Annotated in this window: 14 protein-coding genes and 3 pseudogenes; 7 read left to right on the top strand and 10 right to left on the bottom strand. The window is 71.5% G+C overall.

Features of this window, described 5'->3' with window-relative positions; translation table 11 throughout:
• Positions 1-26: 26 nt before the first annotated feature.
• Both StrepF001_RS28755 and StrepF001_RS28750 read right to left on the bottom strand, forming a co-directional pair.
• Entirely contained in the window at positions 27-863 is an 837-nt protein-coding gene (locus tag StrepF001_RS28755; protein ID WP_129801116.1) for a DNA-formamidopyrimidine glycosylase family protein, read from the bottom strand.
• Positions 864-920: 57 nt separating this feature from the next.
• Positions 921-5,828: pseudogene (locus StrepF001_RS28750) on the bottom strand (ATP-dependent helicase).
• Between the two features lie 85 nt (positions 5,829-5,913).
• On the opposite strand from StrepF001_RS28750, the gene StrepF001_RS28745 reads away from it, so the two are divergent.
• The 3 genes and pseudogenes from StrepF001_RS28745 to StrepF001_RS28735 form a co-directional block, all read left to right on the top strand.
• Entirely contained in the window at positions 5,914-6,888 is a 975-nt protein-coding gene (locus StrepF001_RS28745; RefSeq protein ID WP_129801115.1) for an AraC family transcriptional regulator, read from the top strand.
• Positions 6,816-7,517: an AzlC family ABC transporter permease gene (locus StrepF001_RS28740; protein ID WP_129801171.1), complete on the top strand. Its 702-nt coding sequence runs from the start codon at positions 6,816-6,818 to the stop codon at positions 7,515-7,517. Before StrepF001_RS28745 ends, StrepF001_RS28740 begins: the two co-directional genes overlap by 73 nt.
• A pseudogene (locus StrepF001_RS28735) lies at positions 7,514-7,819 on the top strand (AzlD domain-containing protein); the annotation flags it as partial. The gene StrepF001_RS28740 and the pseudogene StrepF001_RS28735, both read left to right, overlap by 4 nt.
• 34 nt (positions 7,820-7,853) lie before the next feature.
• Here StrepF001_RS28735 and StrepF001_RS28730 read toward each other — a convergent pair.
• Positions 7,854-8,796, bottom strand: a pseudogene (locus StrepF001_RS28730) (hypothetical protein).
• 80 nt (positions 8,797-8,876) lie between these two features.
• On the opposite strand from StrepF001_RS28730, the gene StrepF001_RS28725 reads away from it, so the two are divergent.
• The 4 genes from StrepF001_RS28725 to recX all read left to right on the top strand — a co-directional run bounded on the left by StrepF001_RS28725 (position 8,877) and on the right by recX (position 12,641).
• Positions 8,877-9,071, top strand: coding sequence for a DUF3046 domain-containing protein (locus StrepF001_RS28725; protein ID WP_129801113.1), 195 nt, complete (start codon positions 8,877-8,879; stop codon positions 9,069-9,071).
• Between the two features lie 60 nt (positions 9,072-9,131).
• Positions 9,132-10,382 (top strand): AI-2E family transporter, encoded by a 1,251-nt coding sequence (locus StrepF001_RS28720; RefSeq protein WP_129801112.1) that lies wholly within the window; start codon positions 9,132-9,134, stop codon positions 10,380-10,382.
• Between the two features lie 338 nt (positions 10,383-10,720).
• Positions 10,721-11,848, top strand: a complete 1,128-nt coding sequence (gene recA / locus StrepF001_RS28715) for a recombinase RecA (protein ID WP_129801111.1) — start codon at positions 10,721-10,723, stop codon at positions 11,846-11,848.
• A 4-nt stretch (positions 11,849-11,852) separates the two neighbouring features.
• The gene (recX, locus tag StrepF001_RS28710) at positions 11,853-12,641 is read left to right on the top strand and encodes a recombination regulator RecX (protein ID WP_129801110.1); all 789 of its coding nucleotides are present in this window, start codon (positions 11,853-11,855) and stop codon (positions 12,639-12,641) included.
• 204 nt (positions 12,642-12,845) lie between these two features.
• Here recX and StrepF001_RS28705 read toward each other — a convergent pair whose 3' ends face one another.
• The 7 genes from StrepF001_RS28705 to StrepF001_RS28680 form a co-directional block, all read right to left on the bottom strand.
• Entirely contained in the window at positions 12,846-13,247 is a 402-nt protein-coding gene (locus StrepF001_RS28705; protein ID WP_129801109.1) for a rhodanese-like domain-containing protein, read from the bottom strand.
• Between the two features lie 53 nt (positions 13,248-13,300).
• Entirely contained in the window at positions 13,301-13,840 is a 540-nt protein-coding gene (locus StrepF001_RS28700; RefSeq protein WP_129801108.1) for a cysteine dioxygenase, read from the bottom strand.
• Positions 13,841-13,917: 77 nt separating this feature from the next.
• Positions 13,918-13,989 carry a putative leader peptide gene (locus StrepF001_RS50145; RefSeq protein WP_315882177.1) on the bottom strand — a complete coding sequence of 24 codons (72 nt, stop codon included), beginning with the start codon at positions 13,987-13,989 and terminating at the stop codon, positions 13,918-13,920.
• 90 nt (positions 13,990-14,079) lie between these two features.
• Positions 14,080-15,732: an FAD-dependent monooxygenase gene (locus StrepF001_RS28695; RefSeq protein WP_129801107.1), complete on the bottom strand. Its 1,653-nt coding sequence runs from the start codon at positions 15,730-15,732 to the stop codon at positions 14,080-14,082.
• 177 nt (positions 15,733-15,909) lie between these two features.
• Entirely contained in the window at positions 15,910-16,818 is a 909-nt protein-coding gene (locus StrepF001_RS28690) for an amino acid ABC transporter permease (protein WP_129801106.1), read from the bottom strand.
• Positions 16,815-17,492, bottom strand: a complete 678-nt coding sequence (locus StrepF001_RS28685; RefSeq protein WP_129801170.1) for an amino acid ABC transporter permease — start codon at positions 17,490-17,492, stop codon at positions 16,815-16,817. Before StrepF001_RS28685 ends, StrepF001_RS28690 begins: the two co-directional genes overlap by 4 nt.
• Positions 17,493-17,646: 154 nt before the next feature.
• Complete coding sequence (locus tag StrepF001_RS28680) at positions 17,647-18,492, bottom strand: glutamate ABC transporter substrate-binding protein (protein WP_206306968.1); 846 nt, start codon at positions 18,490-18,492, stop codon at positions 17,647-17,649.
• Positions 18,493-18,514: the final 22 nt, after the last annotated feature.

The raw sequence follows: 18,514 nt of genomic DNA, 5'->3' as shown, positions 1-18,514 counted from the left end.
TACGAGCATTTCTGACGGGTCGTCAATCAGTACGGTGCCGGGTTCCGTCTCGTACGCGGGATGCCGGACGCCGGGGCCGGGCCCGTCTGGCAGGTCGGGCACCAGTAGGTGGGGCGCTCGCGGGAGCCGTCACCCTGGTCGGCGACGCGGACGGGTGTGTGGCAGCGCAGGCAGGGGCGGGGTGCGCGGCCGTAGACGAACAGGTCCTGGCCGCGGCGGCCCGTCGTGGTGCGGACCGGGCGGTCGCGGTTGGCCTCCAGGAGTTTCCTGGCGAGGGCCGGGAGCTTGGCCGTGCGATCGGCGGGGAGGTCGCCGATCGGGAGCCACGGGGTGGCGCCGATCAGGAAGCAGAGCTCGCTCTTGTACACGTTCCCGATGCCGGCGAGGTTGCGCTGGTCCAGGAGGGCTTCGCCCAGGGGGCGGGCGGGGTCCGCGAGGAGGTTGGCCAGTGCACGGTCCGGGGCCCAGTCGGGGCCCAGCAGGTCGGGGCCGAGATGGCCGACGGCGCGGTTTTCGTCGGCGGTACGGAGGAGTTCGAGGACGGGGAGGCGGTAGCCGACGGCCGTGTGGTCGGCGGTGCCCAGGATCGCGCGGATCTGGTGTGCCGGGCCGCCGGTCCAGCGCCGGCCGCTCGCGTACACCTTCCAGGAGCCGTCCATCCGCAGGTGCGAGTGCAGGGTCAGGCCGCCTTCGATACGGGCCAGGATGTGCTTGCCGCGCGGGGTGACGTCCAGCACGGTACGGCCGGTGAGGTCGGCCGTCGCGTATTTCGGCACGCGCAGGTCGGAGCGGGTCAGCACCCTGCCCGCGAGGGCGCCGTGCAACCGCCTCGCGGCCTGCCAGACCGTGTCTCCTTCGGGCATGGGTTCAGGGTGGCACGGGGAGAGGGGTGTGTGCCGGGTCGCGTTGTGGGACGTGGTTCACGCCCGTAGGCGTAGGCCTCTCGGTGTTGCGACGAAGCCTGCTGTTTCCAGCAGGGTGCCTGTCGGGGACGTCAGAGCGGGGGTGCCGTTGATGCGTTCCACCGTGACCGTGCCGAGGGAGCCGGCGCGGGCGGCTGCGGCGAGGGCCTCGGCGGCCGCGCCGAGGCGTGGGTCGTCGGTGGGTGTGAGGTCCGGGGCGGTGGGCCAGGCCAGCAGGGTCTTGCCGCCGCGTTCCATGTAGAGGGCCGGCTCGCCGTCGACGAGGACGACGAGGGAGCCCGCCTTGCGGCCCGGCTTGTGCCCGGCGCCCGTCGGGGGCTCCGGCCAGGGGAGAGCGGCGCCGTAGGCGTTCGCCGGGTCGGCGGCGGCGAGGACGACGGCACGGGAGGCGGCGGAGGGGCGGTTGCCGCGGGCGGGGGAGCCGGGGGTTGCGCGGCCGCCGTTCTGCCAGGAGGGGGCGCCGGATGTGGGCAAGTCCGGGGTGAGACGTAGTCGCCCGGTGAGGGATGGGGAGCGGGGAGTCGGCGTTCAGGGGTCGTACGCCGGGTCGGCCTGGTAGGCATGGTCGTCGAACGGGCCGAGGGCGTCGGCGGCGGTGAAGTAGCCGTCGGTGACGCCCTCGGGGGCGCCGGTCCCGAACTGCGGGTCGGGCAGCCCGTCGCCCCGGTCGCGGGCATTGGCCACGGCCCGCAGGCGGTCCACGGCGCCGTCCATCGCGAACTGTGCGGCCCCGAGCCCCTCGACGACGTAGCCGCGCCGTGCCTGACCGCTCTCCTCGAAGACGGACAGAATGCGGTACGTCGCCGAGAACCCGCCCTCGACGCCCTCCGCGGCGACCGCCCCCCGGGTCACGACGCCATGCCGGTCGAGGAGTGTGCGGGCCAGGGCGTGGGCGCGCACGGTGAGGTCGGGTTCGTGGGCCGGGAGCAGGGACCAGCGGCCGGCGACGGTCGGCGGGCCGCTGCGGGAGGCGGGGCGGGCGGCAGCGGTCAGGGAGCCGTAGCGGCCCCGCGGGACCGTGCGTTTGGCGCGGTGTGCCGTGGAACCCGCGGTGCGGCCGGAGCCGAGCAGGGAGCGCAGGGGCGCGAGGGTGTCGTTGGTCAGCCGGCCGGACCAGGCCAGGTCCCAGACGACGTCGGCCAGTTGGGGGTCCGTGGCCTCGGGATGGGTGGTGGCACGGACCTGGTCGGCGATCTGGCGGAAGAACAGACCGTAGCCGCCGGAGAGGGCGTCCAGAACGGACTGGTGAAGGGCCGTCAGCTCCAGTGGGTGCGGGGGCGGCAGGAGGAGCGGGGCCGCGTCCGCCAGGTACAGGGACACCCAGCCGTCCTTGCCGGGGAGCGCACCGGCTCCGGCCCACACCACCTCGCCGGCGGCCGTGAGTTCGTCGAGCATCGCGGGGGTGTAGTTCGCGACGCGGGACGGCAGGACGAGCTTCTCCAGGGCGGAGGCGGGCACCGATGCGCCCTGCAACTGCTCGATGGCGCGCACCAGTCCGTCGATGCCGCGCAGCGCATGGCCCCTGCCGATGTGCTGCCACTGCGGCAGGAACTGCGCGAGCGCGGCCGGCGGGACCGGCTCCAGCTCGTGCCGCAGCGCGGCCAGGGAACGGCGACGCAGCCGACGCAGTACGGCTGCGTCGCACCACTCCTGGCCGATGCCGGCCAGGTGGAACTCTCCCTGTACGACCCGCCCCGACGCCGCCAGATGCTGCAGGGCGCCCTCGGTGACGGCCACGCCCAGGCCGAAGCGGGCCGCGGCCGTCGTGGACGTGAACGGGCCGTGGGTGCGGGCATAGCGCGCGAGGAGGTCGCCGAGGGGGTCCTTCACCGGCTCGGTGAAGGCTTCCGGGACTCCGACCGGCAGTGCCGTGCCCAGTGCGTCGCGCAGGCGGCCGGCGTCCTCGATCGCAGCCCAGTGGTCCGCCCCGGCGATACGGACCCGGATCGCCCGGCGGGCGCCCGCCAGCTCCTTCGCCCACTGCGGTTCGGCGCCCCGCTCGGCCAGCTCTGCGTCCGTGAGCGGGCCGAGCAGCCGCAGCACATCGGCGACGCCCTCGGCGTCCTTGGCGCGCCTGTCCTCGGTGAGCCACTGCAGCTCCCGCTCCAGCTCGGTCAGCACCTCCGCGTCCAGCAGTTCGCGCAGCTCCGCCTGGCCGAGCAGCTCGGCGAGCAGACGCGAGTCGAGCGACAGGGCGGCGGCCCGGCGCTCGGCGAGCGGCGAGTCCCCCTCGTACAGGAACTGGGCGACGTACCCGAAGAGGAGGGAGCGTGCGAAGGGGGACGGTTCCGGAGTGGTGACCTCGACCAGGCGGACCTTGCGGGACTCGAGATCGCCCATCAGCTCGACGAGCCCGGGGACGTCGAAGACGTCCTGGAGGCATTCGCGCACGGCCTCCAGGATGATCGGAAACGAGCCGAACTCACCGGCCACCTGAAGCAGTTGGGAGGCGCGCTGGCGCTGCTGCCACAGGGGTGTGCGCTTGCCCGGGTTGCGGCGCGGCAGCAGCAGCGCGCGGGCGGCGCACTCGCGGAAACGTGACGCGAACAGGGCCGAGCCGCCCACCTGGTCGGTGACGATCTGGTCGACCTCGCCCTTGTCGAAGACCACGTCCGCTGCGCCGACCGGCGCCTGCTCGGCGTCGTATTCCGTGCCCACCTTCATCGGTTCCCGGTCGAGCAGGTCCAGGCCCATGAGGTCGGCGTCCGGCAGGCGCAGCACGAGGCCGTCGTCGGCGTGCATGACCTGCGCGTCCATGCCGTACCGCTCGGAGAGCTTGGCGCCCAGGGCGAGCGCCCAGGGGGCGTGCACCTGGGCGCCGAAGGGAGAGTGCACGACGACCCGCCAGTCGCCGAGCTCGTCGCGGAAGCGTTCGACGACGATGGTGCGATCATCGGGGACGTGGCCGCAGGCCTCGCGCTGTTCGTCCAGGTAGGACAGGACGTTGTCCGCCGCCCAGGCGTCCAGGCCGGCGGCGAGCAGGCGCAGCCGGGCGTCCTCCTTGGTCAGTGAGCCGACCTCGCGCAGGAACGCGCCCACTGCACGGCCCAGTTCCAGTGGGCGGCCCAGCTGGTCGCCCTTCCAGAACGGGAGCCGCCCCGGGACGCCGGGGGCGGGGGAGACCAGGACCCGGTCGCGGGTGATGTCCTCGATGCGCCAGGAGCTGGTGCCGAGCGTGAAGACGTCCCCGACCCGGGACTCGTAGACCATCTCCTCGTCGAGCTCGCCGACCCGGCCGCCGCCCTTCTTGGGATCGGCACCGGCGAGGAAGACCCCGAACAGGCCACGGTCCGGAATGGTGCCCCCCGAGGTGACGGCGAGGCGCTGCGCTCCGGGGCGGCCGGTGATCGTGCCGGCGATGCGGTCCCACACCACGCGCGGGCGCAGTTCCGCGAACGCGTCCGACGGGTAGCGCCCGGCGAGCATGTCGAGGACCCCGGTGAACGCCGACTCCGGGAGCGAGGCGAAGGGGGCGGCCCGGCGGACCATGGCGAGCAGGTCGTCGACCTGCCAGGTGTCCATCGCCGTCATGGCGACGAGCTGCTGGGCCAGGACGTCCAGGGGGTTGGCCGGGACCTTCAGGGACTCGATCGCGCCGGTGCGCATCCGCTCGGTGACCACGGCCGCCTGCACCAGGTCGCCGCGGTACTTGGGGAAGACCACGCCGGTGGAGACCGCGCCGACCTGGTGGCCCGCGCGGCCTACGCGCTGGAGGCCGGAGGCCACGGACGGCGGAGACTCGACCTGGACCACGAGGTCCACCGCGCCCATGTCGATGCCGAGTTCGAGGCTGGAGGTGGCGACCACGGCGGGGAGACGGCCCGCCTTGAGGTCCTCCTCGACAAGGGCCCGCTGCTCCTTCGACACCGAGCCGTGGTGTGCGCGGGCGATGACGGGCGGGGCGCCCTGGGCGGCACCCGAGCCGCCCATGAGAGCGGCGGGGGCGTGGTGCTCGTCCAGCGGCTCGCCGGTGGCCCGCTCGTACGCGATCTCGTTGAGCCGGTTGCACAGGCGCTCCGCGAGACGGCGGGAGTTGGCGAAGACGATGGTGGAGCGGTGGGCCTGGACGAGGTCGGTGATGCGCTCCTCGACATGCGGCCAGATGGACGGGCGCTCGGCGCCCTCGGAACCGTCGGCCACCGGGGAGCCGCCCAGTTCGCCCAGGTCCTCGACGGGGACCACGACCGAGAGGTCGAACTCCTTGCCGGACTCCGGCTGAACGATCTCCACCTTGCGGCGGGGGGAGAGGAAGCGGGCGACCTCGTCGACCGGGCGGACCGTCGCGGAGAGGCCGATACGGCGGGCCGGCTTCGGCAGGAGTTCGTCCAGGCGCTCCAGGGAGAGAGCGAGGTGCGCGCCGCGCTTGGTGCCGGCGACCGCGTGCACCTCGTCGAGGATCACCGTTTCGACGCCGGACAGCGCGTCGCGCGTGGCCGACGTCAGCATCAGGAACAGGGACTCGGGGGTGGTGATCAGGATGTCCGGTGGGCGGGTGGACAGGGCGCGGCGCTCGGCGGCCGGGGTGTCGCCGGAGCGGATGCCGACCTTCACGTCCGGCTCCGGCAGGCTGAGGCGTACGGACTCCTGGCGGATGCCGGTCAGGGGGCTGCGCAGGTTGCGTTCCACATCCACGGCGAGGGCCTTGAGCGGGGAGACGTAGAGGACGCGGCAGCGCTTCCTGGGGTCGGCCGGGTGGGGGGTCGAGGTGAGCTGGTCCAGGGCCGCGAGGAAGGCGGCCAGCGTCTTGCCGGAACCCGTGGGGGCGACCACCAGTACGTCCGATCCCTCACGGATGGCCTGCCACGCGCCCGCCTGGGCCGCGGTGGGCGCGGAAAAGGCCCCCGTGAACCAGCCGCGGGTCGCGGGGGAGAAGCCGTCGAGGGCTCGGTGCCTGGAGCTCGCCATGGGTCCATCCTGCACCCGGCCACTGACAATACGGCTGACCTGCGCGTTTGCTGCTTCGGGCCAGGCGGTGCCGGAGAATGGAGTCATGGCGGGTACCGGCGAGCGGGCGCGGCACTGGCAGTACGCGGAACTGCCCGGTGTCGATCTGCTGCGGGCCCGGTACATCCGGAAGGCGTTCGTGCGGCACACGCACGAAAACTTCGTGATCGCCGCCATCGCCGACGGCGTGGAGGTCTTCCACCACGGCGGGGGCGATCAGTACGCGGGTGCCGGGGCACTGGCCCTGGTCAATCCGGACACCCCGCACACGGGGCGGGCCGGGGTACCCGAGGGATGGCGGTACGGGGCCGTGTACCCGTCGCCGGAGGTGGTGGCGGACATCGCCGCGGAGACGACCGCGATACGCGGTACCCCGGGGTTCGTCCGGCCCGTGCTCGACGATCCGTACGCCGTGGGCCTCGTGCATCAGGTACTGCGCGCCGCCGACGAGGGCAACGCACTGGCGGCCGACACGCTGCTGCGGGTCGCCGTGACGCGGCTGCTGCGGTTGAACGGCGGCGCACTGCCGCAACGCCAGGTGCGCACGGCGGGAGCGCGGATCGCGGCACGCGCGCGTGAGGTGCTGGAGGAGCGGATGGCCGAGCCGCCGACCCTGGAGACGCTCGCCGGGAACCTCGGCACCAGCCCGTTCGCGTTGCTGCGGGCGTTCCGGGAGGTGTACGGCATGCCACCGCACGCCTGGCTGACCGATGCCCGCGTGCGCCGGGCGCGCCGGTTGCTGGACGCGGGAACAGCGCCCGCCGAAGCCGCCGTCGCGGTCGGGTTCACCGACCAGCCGCACCTGAACCGGCACTTCAGCAGGATCGTGGGCGTGCCTCCGGGGGCGTACCAGCGGGAGCGCAAGAACGTACAAGACGCTGCGCGACGGCTGCACCTACCGTCCGACGTGTGGCAGAACGAACAGCTCACGCAGACACGCACACAGACATACAGGCCGACCGCGGAGGAAGCCCGGACGCCGCCGTCGTACGGGACGCCCTCGGCGTCGGAGTCGCCGTAGGACTGTCGGGGTTCGCCTTCGGGGTGACCTCGGCAGGCAGCGGGCTCAGCTTGTTGCAGACGTGTGCGCTCAGCCTGCTGGTGTTCACCGGCGCCTCCCAGTTCGCGCTGGTGGGGGCGCTCGCCGCGGGCGGGAACCCGCTCACGGCGGCTGCAGGCGCCTTCTTCCTGGGCGTGCGCAACGCCTTCTACGGGCTGCGGCTGTCGCAGTTGCTGGCCCTCCCGCGCGCGGTGCGCCCGTTCGCCGCTCAGTGGGTGATCGACGAGACGACGGCGGTCGCCCTGGCGCAGCCCACGCGGCGCAGCATCCGGATCGGGTTCGTCGTGACCGGGCTCAGCCTGTACGTGCTGTGGAACCTGACCACGCTGCTGGGTGCGCTGGGGGCCGAGGCCCTCGGCGACACGGCCACCTGGGGGCTGGACGCGGCCGGGCCCGCGGTCTTTCTGGCGCTGCTGGCGCCGATGCTGAGGACCGGGACCGAGCGAGCCGTCGCCGGACTCGCCGTGGTCCTGGGGCTGGGGCTGCTGCCGGTGCTGCCCGCGGGCGTGCCGGTGCTGGCGGCCGCCCTCGCGGCGCCGGCCGTGCTGTTCGTGGAAGGACGTCGAGAGTCACGAAAGGGATTGCGTTGAACACCTGGATCGCTATCGGTGTCACCGCCGTCGGCTGCTACGCCGTCAAGCTCGCCGGACTCCTCGTCCCGGCCGGTGTGCTCGAGCGGCCCCTCGTCAAACGGCTCGCAGCACTCCTCCCCGTCGCCCTCCTCGCCGCCCTCACGGCCCAGCAGACCTTCGCCGACGGGCGGGCGCTCATGCTGGACGCGCGCGTGGCGGGGCTTGCCGCGGCGGCGCTGGCGCTGTTCCTGCGCGCCCCGTTCCTGCTCGTCGTCGCGGCGGCGGTCGTGGTGACGGCGGGGGTACGGGCGATGGTGGGTGAGACGGGCCGGTGGGGGGGCGAGACATCCGCGGTCAGCCAATGGGCCGGCCGTACGCCCTGAGCGTGCGCAGTGCCTCGATCGTCACCATGGGGCGCGCCTCCAGCGCCGGGGTGGGTGCCCACTGACGCCATCGGATCGGCCAGCCGCCGTCCTCCTGCTGTTCGCTTGCGAGGAAGTCCAGGGAGCGGTTCATCTCGTCGTCGGTGAACCACGCGCGCGCGAGGGACTGCGGAGTCTTCGCGTAGTCGTGCGGGAAGTGGTGCTCCCCGGGGGCGTAGCCGGGGGCCACGGGGTAGGCGTCGGGCTTCTCCGGGTCCAGGACCGCGAGGCGGTGCTCGCGCACCAGGCGGCCCAGGCGGTCGGCGGCCGCCTCCGCGCGCGGGCGGTCGGGCGCCGAGTCCAGGAAGGCCACGGCGGCCTCGATCTCGTAGGGGTGGGACCGTTCCAGGGACTCGACCGTCTGCCAGCAGAAGTCCGTGGCCCGGAACAACCAGGCGTGCCAGACCTCGTTACGGTGCAGCAGGCCCACCACCGGCCCGGTGGCGAGCAGTTCGCTCGGAGGGTCGTCGACGACCGGCACGAAGGGGGCGGTCGGATAGCCCCGCTGGCTGGGGTGGATCGCCGGCAGCGCGCCGTCCGCCGTGGACACGGAGGTCAGGTACCGGCACACACGCTCCACCCGCTGCCCGCCGCAGCGCCCGAGGGCGTCCAGGACGCGCAAGGCGTGGGAGGTGTGCAGCGGCTGGCTGACCGGACCGCGCAGATCAGGTTCCAGGGCGTGGCCGTATCCGCCGTCCTGGTTGCGGTAGGCGTCCAGCGCGGTCTCCACCGGGTCGGCGCCGCCGTGCAGGAAGTGGTGGGCGAACAGGCGCTGTTCCAGCACGCGCGCGGTGAGCCAGACGAAGTGCTCGGCGCGGAAGAGCGGGGAGTGCGCCGGGGCGTAGGGGGAGTGGGGAAGCTCCGGTTTCGGCCATGGGTCAGACCGTAGGGCGGAAAGCGTTCTCGGCAAGCGGTCCCGGCTCGGGCCCACCCTCAGGGGCGGGATACTGGTGTCATGAGGTTGACGGTCTTCTGGGAGCGGATGGCGGAGCACTTCGGTACGGGCTACGCCGAGACCTTCGCGCGCGATCACGTGATGTCGGAGCTCGGCGGGCGCACCGTGCACCAGGCGCTCGACGCCGGCTGGGAGGCCAAGAACGTGTGGCGAGTGGTCTGCTCGGTCATGAACGTGCCACAGGAAAAGCGCTGACCGGTCACGAAGATCGCAGGACCGCACCCGATTGTCACCGGTGTGGGCGAGACTTGCACCGTGGCACCCATAGATGAGACCGGGCAGGCAGCCCAGCAAGCATCCCCCTCCGGCACCGCGACGCCCGCCCGGCCCCGCGGCCGCGCGTCGGGCGCACGCATGCCGCGTTGGCTGCCACGTGCCATGGTGCTGGCGCTCGCGCTCATCGCCGTGTTCCAGCTGGGCAGCTGGGCCTTTCACCAGCTCACCGGCCTGCTGATCAACATCCTGATCGCGTTCTTCATGGCCCTCGCGATAGAACCCGCGGTGAGCTGGATGGCCTCGCGCGGCATGCGCCGAGGGGCCGCCACCGGCATCGTCTTCCTCGCCGTGATCATCGTGTCCGCGGGCTTCGTCACGCTGCTCGGCTCCATGCTCGCCGGCCAGATCATCACGATGGTCGAGGGATTCCCGGGCTACCTCGACTCCGTCATCAACTGGATCAACGCGCACTTCAACACCGACCTGAAGCGGGTGGACGTCCAGGAGGGCCTGCTCCGCTCCGACTGGCTGCGCAACTACGTGCAGAACAGCGCCACCGGAGTCCTGGACGTGTCCACGCAGGTCCTCGGGGGCCTCTTCCAGCTGCTGACGATCACCCTGTTCGCGTTCTACTTCGCCGCCGACGGACCGAGACTGCGCCGTGCGATCTGCTCCGTACTGCCGCCCGCGCGGCAGGCCGAGGTCCTGCGGGCCTGGGAGATCGCCGTCAACAAGACCGGTGGCTATATCTACTCGCGCGGCCTGATGGCACTCATCTCGGGGATCGCGCACTACATCCTGCTGGAGAGCCTGGGCGTGCCCTACGCGCCCGTGCTGGCTGTCTGGGTGGGGCTCGTGTCGCAGTTCATCCCCACCATCGGCACGTATCTCGCGGGTGCCCTGCCCATGCTGATCGCCTTCACGGTCGACCCCTGGTACGCGCTGTGGGTGCTGGTCTTCGTCTTGATCTACCAGCAGTTCGAGAACTACATGCTGCAGCCCAAGCTGACCGCCAAGACCGTCGACATCCACCCCGCGGTCGCCTTCGGCTCGGTCATCGCGGGCACCGCTCTCCTCGGCGCGGTCGGCGCGCTGATCGCCATCCCGGCGGTCGCCACGCTCCAGGCGTTCCTCGGGGCGTATGTGAGGCGGTACGACGTCACGGACGACCCGCGCGTGGACGGGAACCACAGACGGGAGCCGGGGCAGCCCGGGGCGCTCACGCGCGCGCGACGCCTGCGGGAGCGGCTGCGGGAGACGGGGCGGAGCTCGACGGCGGAGCGTCAGTAGGTGAGGACGGCCCGCACCGCGGCCCCGATGAGGGCGGCCACGTAGTAGCTGACCGCCCGGGGCAGCAGGGCGGGAGCGGGCTGTCGGCGCCGGAGCCAGGGGCCGTGTCGGTGCGCCGACGTAGTCTCGTAAGCACCGCGTGGTGCGCTTGACACAAAAATCGAACATCCATTCTCATGGAGGCTCCGGCGAGGCTCTGGACGGGGATTTCCGCAGGGATTTGAGGGGGAAGTGCCCGAGTTATCCACAGGCCGGACCCACGTCGGGGCGCATTGTCAGTGGCAGGCGTTAGCGTCTTTGACGTGAAGCGATCGACTCAAGCAAACCGGGTGGAACCCATGGCAGGCACCGACCGCGAGAAGGCCCTCGACGCCGCGCTCGCACAGATTGAACGACAATTCGGCAAGGGCGCAGTCATGCGCATGGGCGAGCGGTCGAAGGAGCCCATCGAGGTCATCCCGACCGGGTCGACCGCTCTCGACGTGGCCCTCGGCGTGGGCGGCCTGCCCCGCGGCCGTGTCGTGGAGGTCTACGGACCGGAGTCCTCCGGTAAGACGACCCTGACCCTGCACGCGGTGGCGAACGCCCAGAAGGCCGGCGGCCAGGTCGCCTTCGTGGACGCGGAGCACGCCCTCGACCCCGAGTACGCGAAGAAGCTCGGCGTCGACATCGACAACCTGATCCTGTCCCAGCCGGACAACGGCGAGCAGGCGCTGGAGATCGTGGACATGCTGGTCCGCTCCGGCGCGCTCGACCTCATCGTCATCGACTCCGTCGCCGCGCTCGTCCCGCGCGCCGAGATCGAGGGCGAGATGGGCGACAGCCACGTGGGTCTGCAGGCCCGTCTGATGAGCCAGGCCCTGCGGAAGATCACCAGCGCGCTCAACCAGTCCAAGACCACCGCGATCTTCATCAACCAGCTCCGCGAGAAGATCGGTGTGATGTTCGGCTCCCCGGAGACCACGACCGGTGGCCGGGCGCTGAAGTTCTACGCCTCGGTGCGACTCGACATCCGCCGTATCGAGACGCTGAAGGACGGCACGGACGCGGTCGGCAACCGGACCCGCGTCAAGGTCGTCAAGAACAAGGTCGCACCGCCCTTCAAGCAGGCCGAGTTCGACATCCTCTACGGCCAGGGCATCAGCCGCGAGGGCGGCCTGATCGACATGGGCGTGGAGAACGGCTTCGTCCGCAAGGCCGGCGCCTGGTACACGTACGAGGGCGACCAGCTCGGCCAGGGCAAGGAGAACGCCCGCAACTTCCTCAAGGACAACCCCGACCTGGCCAACGAGATCGAGAAGAAGATCAAGGAGAAGCTGGGCGTCGGCGTACGGCCCGAGGAGCCCGCCGCCGAACCGGGCGCGGACGCCGCGGTTGCCACCCCGGCGGACGACGCGGCCAAGGCGGCACCGGCACCGGCGGCGGCGAAGACGGCCAAGACCAAGGCCGCGGCCGCCAAGAGCTGACCCCGTGACACGGCGAACCGACTGGCCGGAGCACGCCTACTCCGGCCCCCCACACAGACCGGAGCCGGCGAGCGCGGGCGACGGAGGCTTTGCCGGGCACAGTGACGATGAGTCGGAGGGAGGCTCGCACCCCGCTGAGGGCGTGAGCGGCAGCGGTCGGCTTCGCGGCGACCGCACAGGACACGGCGAGGGCAGTTCACGACGTGGACGCCGTCGGCGTGGCTTCGGAGAGCCGTCCGCCGAGGACGGGGACGCCTTCTCCTCGTCGAGGGCCGAGAAGGGGGAGTCCTCAGGGGACCCGGCTGAGCGGGCGCGGGCGATCTGTCTGCGCCTGCTCACCGGGACCCCGCGGACGCGGAAGCAACTTGCGGACGCCCTGCGCAAGCGGGAGATCCCGGACGAGGTTGCCGAGGAGGTGCTGTCACGGTTCGAAGAGGTCGGGCTGATCAACGACAGCGCGTTCGCGGACGCCTGGGTGGAGTCCCGGCATCACGGCCGGGGGCTGGCCCGCCGGGCGCTCGCCCAGGAGCTGCGGACCAAGGGGGTCGACCCCACGCTGATCGACGAAGCCGTCGCCCAACTCGACTCCGAGCAGGAAGAGTCGACTGCGCGTGAGCTGGTTGCCCGCAAGCTGCGCTCCACCCGCGGCCTCGACCGCGACAGACGGCTCCGCCGCCTTGCGAGCATGCTCGCCCGCAAGGGCTACCCCGAGGGCATGGCCCTGCGGGTGGTCCGGCAGGCGCTGGAGGAGGAGGGCGAGGACACGGAGTTCCTCGGTGAGGAGGGGGGCTGACGCATGTGCCGCGCGCCGGTGACATCCAGAATCCCCGGAACTGCGAACCACGGTTGCACAGCCCACAGCCTCGGTGCGGGAGCAGCTGTGCAAGGGGGGCGGGGCGGGGCCCTGTGGCACGGTAGACGCGCGGGGCGCCGATCGCGTCCAAGGGCCCTGCCTCACCCACTCTCGCCGAGCCGTGGTGCCCACGCCCCGCCCTGTCTACGGCGTCACCGGAAGCCCCGCCGCCCGCCACGCCTGGAACCCACCCACCAGGTCGGTCGCCCGGTGCAGCCCCAGCCGGTGCAGGGAATCGGCCGCCAGACTCGACGCGTAGCCCTCGTTGCAGATCACGACGACACGCAGGTCGTGGCTCGTGGCCTCGGGGAGGCGGTGGCTGCCATGGGGGTCGAGTCGCCACTCCAGTTCGTTGCGCTCCACGACGAGGGCGCCGGGGATCTGCCCGTCCCGCTCCCGCAGGGCCGCGTACCGGATGTCCACGAGGAGCGCCTCGCCTGCGCGGGCAGCGTCGTAGGCGTCCTGCGGTTCGATCCGCTCGTACCCCTCCCGCACCCGCTCCAGCAACCCGTCGATGCCGACCGCCGGTTCGCGCTCACCGCTCATCGCCGGCGCTCCGACCCGTCGATGACGAAGCCCTCCTCGTTCGCCCACCCCGCTCACTGCCAGTCCTCCGGGCGCTCGACCTGCTCAAGTCGCAGCACATGCCCCGTACGGCTGTAGCGGCGGATGCGTGGCAGGGGCGGGTAGTAGGCGTGCACGGAGACCGCGTGCCGGTCGAGGGACTCGTTGAGCACCTCGTGGACATGGTGGCGACCGAAGGAGCGCCCCCGGCCGGCCGGCAGCAGGCGCTCCCGGTCGACGTCGTCCGTGAGTTCGAGGGTCTTCCAGCCGTCGGTGGGCAGCCGGGCGGCGAGCGAGTTCTCGCGCAGCTCGCCGCGGGCGGTGAGGAAGGCGCCCACCGAGTCGGCGTGGTCGTGCCAGCCGGTGCCCGTGCCCGGCGGCCAGCCGATCAGCCAGGCCTCGCTGCCGCCGGGCCCCTCCAGGCGCACCCAGGTGCGGCCCTCGGGGTCGAGCGGAAGCGAGGCGATCAGCTCGGCGTCGGCCGCCGTACGGCGTACGAAGTCGAGGAGGTCCGCCTGCGTGGGGGCGGCAGAAACAGCACCGGCGGCACTGGAGAAAGAGGGAGAGACAGACACGTACACCGTCCTGATGAGCGTTCGCGGGGAGCGCGCTGCTGCACTTCGATGGCGCGCGGGTGAAGAGGGATGCGAATTCAGCAGGACCGGGTACACATGCAGCCCGCGTAGCGGACGAGGTCCACATGGACCTTCCGCCACAGGTGCACACAGGTGTCGGTCACGATGCGGAGTACACCATGCCGGTGGGGACCGGTCAACTCACCGTCACTATGTGGACCAGGGAAGGCCGGGGGCGCTCAGCGCGACCCCGCCGTGGCCTCTTCCGGCGCCTTCGCCGGCCCGCCGAGCGTCGCCTCGGCCGCCGCGTACAGGTCGGCCGGGCGTACTCCGTTCAGGGCCGTGACGAGGTGCCCGTCGGGCCGGACCAGGAGCACGGTGTGGGCGGCGGCGCCCGGATAGCTCTCGGCGACGAGCAGCTCGGCGGGGTGCGGCAGCGCGGTGACCGCGGCCGCGAGCCGGGGCATGATCCCCGCGGTCACCCAGTGCTTGCGCTCCCAGACCCCGGTGCCGGGGGCGATCAGTACGACGAGCAGCGCGCCGCGGCCGAGCCGGTCGCGCAGCCGTACGAAGGAACCGTCCTCGGCGGTGACCCGTACGTCCGTGATGGGTGCTCCGGGGGCCGTGTGGACGGGTGCCTGGTCCTCGAGGTAGCGGGGGATGAGCGGGGAATCGGCGTAGGTGCCGGGGGCGCCCAGCGGACCGCGCCCCAGGTGTCCGTCGGTGAGCAGCGCGTCATGGCCGCGGGCGGTGCCGGGGACGTACGAACGCAGGCTCCCGCTGCCGCGGAGAAGCGGGAGGACCTGGTCGGCGTTGCGCAGCCGGGCGGCGACCACCGCGCGGCGCTCGGTCTGGTAGCTGTCCAGCAGCGCCTCGTGCGGCCCGTGGTGCCAGGCCAGTGCCAGCTTCCAGGCGAGGTTGTCGGCGTCCCGGAGCCCCTCGTCCAGACCGTGTGTGCCCAGCGCGCCCAGCAGGTGGGCGGCGTCCCCGGCGATGAACACCCGGCCGACCCGCCAGCGGCGGGCCAGCCGGTGGTGGACCGTGTGGACTCCGGTGTCCAGGAGTTCGTACGACGGTGTGGAGCCGTCGGTCCAGCCCGCGAGGGTCTCCCGGATGCGGGCCACCAGCAGCTCGGGCGTGACCAGGTCCTTGCCGGGTGGCAGCAGCCAGTCCAGCCGCCAGACGCCGTCGGGCAGCGGTCGTCCGGTGATCTCCCCGCCCGAAGGTCCCGACGTCCGCCACGGCGGCATCCGGTGGAGCAACGCCCGACCGGGCCACGGAAGTTCCGCCCGCAGCGCGGCGACGGCGTACCGCTCCACCGCGGTGCGGCCGGGGAAGCGGATGTCCTGGAGCTTGCGTACGGTCGAGCGGGGACCGTCGCAGCCGACCAGATAACTGCCGCGCCACCACGTGCCCTTGGGACCTCGGGTGTGCGCGCTGACGCCGGAGGGCTCCTGCTCGATGGTGTCGAGGCGGCTGTCCACGGCGACCTTGACGAGCCGTTCGCGGGCGAGGGCGGCACGCAGGGCGTTGGTCAGGACGTGCTGGGCGATGTGGAGGGGGGCGAACTTGACGGGAGGCGCGGCCTTTGCGGCCTCCGCACCGTCTGGGCCCTCCTTTCCCGCGTCGCCGAACGTGACCTCGCGCATCACCTGCTTGCGCCGCATCGACCGCCATCCGGCCCAGCGCATCCCGACCTCGTCGAGCGGCACCCCGGTCAGCCGTTCCATGAGGGCGGCGGTGTCCTCGCGCAGCACGACCGTCCGCGCGAGCCGCGGTTCGTCCTTGCCCGGTCCCTCGTCCAGGACGACGGACGGCACTTCCTGACGCGCGAGCGCCAGGGCGAGCGTGAGCCCGACGGGCCCCGCTCCGACGATGATCACCGGGTCCACGGCGCGCCGCTCCCCGTTCCCAGTGGTGCCTGGACGGACGTGTGTGAACAGGAGGTTGGAGCAGGGTGCACGATCACAGAACGTATGCAACCCATTGCCAGTGCTTGCGTCAAGTGACGAGGGGCAGTGGCGATCATGCCACTGCCCCTCGTGTCACCGACGGTTATTGACCGACCATCAAGCCTTGCCGACCGCACCGGCCCCGGGCGCACCGCCGACCTCGGCGGCGTTGAGGTCGTCCACGTCCTCGGCGCCGAGCACCGCACCCGTGCTCCGCTTGCTGCGCCGCAGCCTGCCCTCGAGCCAGCTCGCGAAGCTGGTCAGGATGAAGTTGAGGATGATGTAGATGACCGCCACCACGATGAAGCTCGGGATGACGTTGGCGTAGTTGGCCGCGAGCGTGCCGCGCGAGTTCAGCAGCTCGGTGAAGTTGAGCAGCACGCCGCCGAGCGCGGTGTCCTTCACGATGACGACCAGCTGGCTGACGATGGCCGGCAGCATCGCGGTGACGGCCTGCGGCAGCAGGATGCTGGTCATCGTCTGGCCCTTGCGCAGACCGATCGCCTTGGCGGCCTCCGTCTGGCCACTGGGCAGGGCAAGGATGCCGGCGCGGACGATCTCGGCGAGGACCGAGGCGTTGTAGAGCACCAGGCCCGTGACGACCGCGTACAGCGGACGGTCTTCGGTGCTGATGTCCGTGGAGCGGGCGTAGAACTCGTTGGCGAACAGCATCAGCAGCAGCACCGGGATCGCCCGGAAGAACTCGACCACCGCACCGGCCGGGATCCGCACCCACCGGTGGTCGGACATGCGGGCGATGCCGAAGATCGCGCCCAGCGGGAGGGCGATGACCATGGCGAGCGCCGCGGCCTTCAGAGTGTTGCTGAGGCCGGGCAGCAGATACGTCGTCCAGGCCTCTGACTCGGTGAACGGCTTCCACAGCGCCCACTTGAGCTGGCCCTTGTCGTCCATTGTCTGCCAGACCCACCACAGCAGCAGGGCGAGCAGGGCGAAGAAGACCACCGAGAGAATCAGGTTGCGCCGCTTGGCCCGGGGGCCGGGGGCGTCGTAGAGAACGGAGGTCACCGCTTCACCGCCAGTCGCTTGCTCAGCCAACCGAGGAACAGGCCGGTGGGCAGGGTCAGTACCACGAAACCGAAGGCGAAGATCGCGCCGATGAGGACCGTTTGAGCCTCGTTCTCGATCATTTCCTTCATCAGGAGGGCCGCCTCCCCCACACCGATCGCGGCCGCCACGGTTGTGTTCTTGGTCAGTGCGATCAGTACGTTGGCCAGCGGGCCGATGACCGAGCGGAACGCCTGCGGCAGCACGACGAGCGAGAGAACCTGGGTGAAGCTCAGCCCGAGGGCGCGGGCCGCCTCGGCCTGTCCGACCGGCACGGTGTTGATGCCGGAGCGCAGCGCCTCACAGACGAAGGCCGCGGTGTAGGCGACGAGGCCGAGCACCGCGAGGCGGAAGCCCTGGAGTTCGAAGTCGTCGGGCGCGCCCATCGTCACCCCGAAGATGTCGGCGAGGCCGAGCGAGGTGAAGACGATGATGACCGTCAGGGGGATGTTCCGGACGATGTTCACATAGGCGGTGCCGAACCCGCGCATGAGCGGGACGGGGCTGACCCGCATGGCCGCCAGCAGGGTGCCCCAGACCAGGGAGCCGATGGCCGAGAAGACGGTGAGCTGCACCGTCACCCAGAAGGCGCCCAGCAGGCTCGGGTCGTCATAGTCTGAAAGAAAGTCGAACACGATCTCCCGCGCTTCCGGGTGTGTGACGTACGTGGCGGACACGGCGCACCGCCGCTGCGAGCACGGCGAGGGCGGCGGTGCGCCGGTGAAATTCCGCGTTACCTGCGGGCATCCGCATGACGCGCGGATGCCCGCTCACTGGACCATCAGGGGGTTACTGAACGATCTGCCCGATCTTCGGGGCCTGCTCGTTCTTGTAGTTGGCCGGGCCGAAGTTCTCCTTGACCGCGGTCTCCCAGGAGCCGTCGCTGACCATCTTCTCCAGCGCGTCGTTGATCTTGTTGACGGTCTCGGTGTCGCCCTTCTTGACGCCGACGCCGTAGTTTTCGTTGCTGAGCTTCAGGCCCGCAAGCTTGAACTGGCCCTTGTACTGCTCCTGCGCCGCGAAGCCCGCGAGGATCGAGTCGTCGGTGGTCACCGCGTCCACGGCGCCGCTCTGCAGACCCGCGATGCACTCCGAGTACGTGCCGTTCTGCTTCAGCTGGGCGTCGGGGGCAATCTCGTCCTTGACGTTCTGCGCCGAAGTCGAGCCGGTCACCGAGCACAGCTTCTTGCCGTTGAGGTCGGTGCCCTCGGCGATGTCCGAGTCCGCCCTGACGAGCAGGTCCTGGTGGGCCAGCAGGTACGGCCCGGCGAAGTCGACCTTGGCCTTGCGCTCGTCGGTGATCGAGTAGGTGGCCGCGATGAACTTCACGTCGCCGCGGGCCAGCGCGTTCTCGCGGTCGGCGCTCTTGGTCTCGACCCATTCGATCCGGTCGGCCTCGTAGCCGAGCTCCTTGGCGACGTAGGTGGCCACGTCCACGTCGAAGCCGGAGAACGAACCGTCGGGCTCCTTCAGGCCGAGACCCGGCTGGTCGTACTTGATACCGATCTTGATCTTGTCGCCGCCACCCGAGCCGGAGCCCGAGTCGCCGTCCCCGTCGTCGCCGCCACAAGCGGTCGCGGTCAGGGACAGGACAAGCGCGGCGGCCGCCGCGGCGGTGGCCTTGCGGAGCTTCATGGTGAACATCCTTTGCGTGGTG

The organism is Streptomyces sp. F001 (genome assembly GCF_004187715.1).
Lineage (GTDB): Bacteria > Actinomycetota > Actinomycetes > Streptomycetales > Streptomycetaceae > Streptomyces > Streptomyces flavusporus.
The sequence above is the reverse complement of the archived record's forward strand: the minus strand, read 5'-3'. Positions and strand labels throughout refer to the sequence as shown.